The organism is Aminobacter sp. P4_H6_2, from assembly GCF_056400805.1.
The window spans coordinates 1-3,697 of record NZ_JBFUKO010000541.1; the positions used below are offsets into that span (position 1 = coordinate 1).

The window sequence follows — 3,697 nt, forward strand, 5'->3', positions numbered from 1 at the left end:
GGCTATGACTGCCGCGAGGTGCCAAAGAAGGCGATCAGCGAGCGCCCGCAGGGTTATGTCATCGAAGGCACCGGCGAGGTCGTCACTTATCGGGACGCCCGCGTCAAACCCTCACCGGACGGCGAATACCATTGGTGCTCGGTAGACGGCGCCGACAACACCCGGACCATCTGCCTGTTCGTGCCATCGAAATCATATTGATCGCGGCTGCTGACGATTGTCCTGACGTTGTGTTCTGTCGCCAGTGCGGCGGCGCAATTCGATGAGTCTGGTCAACCAGCGAACCCTAAGATCAGCGTCAATTCGCGTTCGTTTGACGACTTCGCTCTCCACAAGATCGAGGTTGTGGTGATCAACAGAAAGAACCTCTGGCAACAAGCAAAATTTCTCATGCAGGCGAGCTCGAGTTTGCTCGCTTGTTACTGCTGCCGTTCCGTTTTTCGCCGCATTTCATGCTACAAGGCCGGTGAAGGGCTTTGCGTGGAGCGCCGTTGCGTTTCGCGGGTACTGAGAGGGACATCCTTATATGAAGAAGACAGTAATTTTTGCGCTGGCGGGCAGCATGTTTGTCGGCGCCTGCACGACCGATCCTTATACGGGCCAGCAGAAGGTTTCGAACTCTGCAGCAGGTGCAGGTATTGGTGCGCTTGCTGGCGCGGGCCTTGGCCTGCTCGCCGGCGGCAATGACCGCCGTAACGCGCTGATCGGCGCGGGCGTCGGCGCTTTGGCCGGTGGCCTTGCCGGCGGTTACATGGACAGGCAGGAATCCGAGCTGCGCGCCCAGCTTCAGGGCAGCGGCGTCAGCGTCACCCGCGCCGGTGACCAGATCATCCTGAACATGCCGTCCAACATCACCTTCGCCACCGACCAGGATGCCGTGAAGTCGGGCTTCTACAACACCCTCAACTCGGTTGCGCTGGTGCTGAAGAAGTTCAACCAGACCACTGTCGACGTGTTCGGCCACACCGATTCGACCGGTGGCGACCAGCACAATTTCGACCTGTCGCAGCGCCGTGCGCTGTCGGTGGCCAATTACCTCGGTTCCCAGGGGGTCGATTCGCGTCGCTTTGCGGTCACCGGCTTCGGTGCAACCCGGCCAATCGCTTCCAACGCAACAGCCGAGGGCCGCGCGCAGAATCGCCGCGTCGAGATACAGCTGTCGCCGCTTACCTGAGTGGGGCAGTCAAGCAAAGGAAACGGCCCCGCAAGGGGCCGTTTTTCATTGGGGCGCTGGCCAAACCAGACGGACCGCAAGGGGCGCTGCTGCTCATTGCATTGCTTCAGTCACCAAATGAAAACGGCCCCCGAAGGGGCCGTTTTCATTGAGGCGCTTGGCTCTCAGATATTTGTGGTGATCAGCATGAAGGCTGGCAGGTCGTCGCCGAAACCGATCGTGCGGTCGTCGTCTTCTTCGCGGTCGCGATTGTTGCGGCGGTGGCCGCGATTATCGTCGCGACGCGGCTTGTCTTCATGCTCGCGCGGCTTGCGATCGGCGTTTTCGTTCCGGATCGCTTCCTTGCGCACGCGGCGCTCGTCAATGTCAGATACCACGTTGTCGACCGGAGCTTCGCTTGCGACAATTGCTGCCTGGGCGACGGGCGCCTCCTCACGCGGCTTGCGGTCGCGCTCGCGACCATGCTTTTCCTTGCCAGCACGGCGCGGTGCGCCACGGCCACGGCGCGGAGCCTCGTCCTCGCCTTCGCTGGCGATCACCGTCGAAAGGTCTCCGTCGTGCCATTCGATTGGCAGGCCGGTCAGTCGCTCGATGGCGTCGACGTATTTGGTGTCGGACTTGGTAACGATGGTGAAAGCCTTGCCCAAGCGTCCGGCACGACCGGTGCGGCCGATGCGGTGGACATAATCTTCCGCATGAATCGGAACGTCGTAGTTGAAGACGTGGCTGACTTCGGGAATGTCGAGGCCGCGCGCGGCGACGTCGGAGGCGACCAGCAGCTTCAGTTTGCCGTCACGGAAGCCGGCGAGCATCGCCATGCGGGCGCGCTGGTCCATGTCGCCGTGCAGGGCGCCGGCATCGAAGTCGTGCTTGACCAGCGAGCGGAACAGTTCCGACACGTCGACCTTGCGGTTGCAGAAGATGATGGCGTTCTTGATCTCGTCGCCTTCGGCATTGATCAGCTTGCGCAGCGTCTCGCGCTTGTCCCACGGCTTGGGGCCGGACTTGACGAGGCGCTGGGTGATGTTGGTGCTGGTCGATGCCGCCTTGGAGACCTCGACGCGTATCGGCGCGTGCAGGAACTGCTCGGTCAGCTTGGTGATTTCAGGCGGCATTGTCGCTGAGAAGAACAGCGTCTGCCGGGTGAACGGGATCAGCTTGCAGATGCGCTCGATGTCGGGGATGAAGCCCATGTCGAGCATGCGGTCGGCTTCGTCGATGACCAGGATCTCGACGCCGGTGAGCAAAAGCTTGCCGCGTTCGAAATGGTCCAGCATGCGGCCGGGCGTGGCGATCAGAACGTCGGCGCCGCGCTCAAGCTTCTTTTCCTGCTCATCGAACGACACGCCGCCGATCAAAAGGGCGATGTTGAGCCGGTGGTTCTTGCCGTATTTGACGAAGTTTTCTTCGACCTGTGCGGCGAGTTCGCGCGTCGGTTCGAGGATCAGCGTGCGTGGCATGCGTGCCCTGGCGCGGCCCTTTTCAAGGCGCGTCAGCATAGGCAGCACAAAGGACGCCGTCTTGCCGGTGCCCGTCTGGGCGATACCCAGCACGTCCTTTCCCTGCAGCGCGTGCGGGATCGCACCTGCCTGGATCGGCGTAGGCTGCGTGTAGCCGGCGTCGGTGACTGCGGAAAGGACCTTCGGCGAAAGGCCGAGGTCTGCGAAGGTCAACGCTTCTGAAGCGGTCTGAGTGTCTTCGGACAAGTTTGTTGGCTGTCTTTGCTCGTTCAAGGGCGCGGCGATCTGGCCACGACAGGCGCAACTCGCCTGCAATATGCCGCAACGCGATAGGCGTAAGTGCGCGATTTGTCAACTCAAACTGGCACCTACACGGCGATTGCAGCTGTTTACTTCAAGCTGTGGCCCAAAGCTAGTATCTGAACTGCTCGGCCAGGATGCGCTCGCTCCAGGAATGACCGGCGTCGAACAGCAAGGTGGCGGTATGGTTCGCCGATTCCTTGACCTCGACCGAGACTACCGACTTGACTTCCGTGTGGTCGGCAACGGCATTCACCGGGCGCTTTTGTTCTTCCAGTATGTCGAAGCGGACCACAGCGGTCTTGGGCAAAAGCGCTCCACGCCAGCGGCGCGGCCTGAAGGGGCTGACCGGCGTCAGTGCCAGAAGCGGCGCGTCGAGCGGCAGGATGGGGCCGTGGGCCGATAGATTGTAGGCTGTGGATCCAGCCGGCGTTGCCACCATCACGCCATCGCAGATCAATTCCTCGAGTCGAACCTTGCCGTCGACCGAAATGCGCAACCGTGCCGCTTGGTAGGACTGGCGCAACAGCGAGACCTCGTTGATGGCAAGCGCGTCCCTGGTGACACCCGCATTATCGATCGTCACCATTTCCAATGGCCGAATGGTTTCGGCGACCGCTGAGGCAAGCCGCTCGGGCAGGGCGCTCTCGTTGTATTCGTTCATCAGGAAGCCGACGGTGCCACGGTTCATGCCGTAGACGCACTTGCCGGTGCTCATCGTCTCACGCAGTGTCTGCAACAGGAAGCCGTCGCCGCCCAAGGC

Annotated in this window: 3 protein-coding genes and 2 pseudogenes; 3 read left to right on the forward strand and 2 right to left on the reverse strand. The window is 61.6% G+C overall.

The annotated features are described in order from the left end of the window. The 3 genes and pseudogenes from AC1DUU_RS26115 to AC1DUU_RS26125 form a co-directional block, all read left to right on the forward strand. Window positions 1-201 (forward strand): annotated as a pseudogene (locus tag AC1DUU_RS26115) (hypothetical protein); the annotation flags it as partial. A gap of 75 nt (window positions 202-276) precedes the next feature. Beyond that, a pseudogene (locus AC1DUU_RS26120) lies at window positions 277-372 on the forward strand (GFA family protein); the annotation flags it as partial. A 154-nt stretch (window positions 373-526) separates the two neighbouring features. Beyond that, window positions 527-1,174 (forward strand): YiaD family glycine zipper/OmpA-like lipoprotein, encoded by a 648-nt coding sequence (locus tag AC1DUU_RS26125; RefSeq protein ID WP_476786272.1) that lies wholly within the window; start codon window positions 527-529, stop codon window positions 1,172-1,174. Window positions 1,175-1,338: 164 nt separating this feature from the next. On the opposite strand, the gene AC1DUU_RS26130 is transcribed toward AC1DUU_RS26125, so the two are convergent. Together AC1DUU_RS26130 and AC1DUU_RS26135 are read right to left on the reverse strand one after the other, a co-directional pair. Next, window positions 1,339-2,880, reverse strand: coding sequence for a DEAD/DEAH box helicase (locus tag AC1DUU_RS26130; RefSeq protein ID WP_476786273.1), 1,542 nt, complete (start codon window positions 2,878-2,880; stop codon window positions 1,339-1,341). Window positions 2,881-3,046: 166 nt separating this feature from the next. After that, window positions 3,047-3,697 (reverse strand): NAD kinase (locus AC1DUU_RS26135; RefSeq protein ID WP_476786274.1); only part of this gene is annotated, 651 nt, incomplete at its 5' end.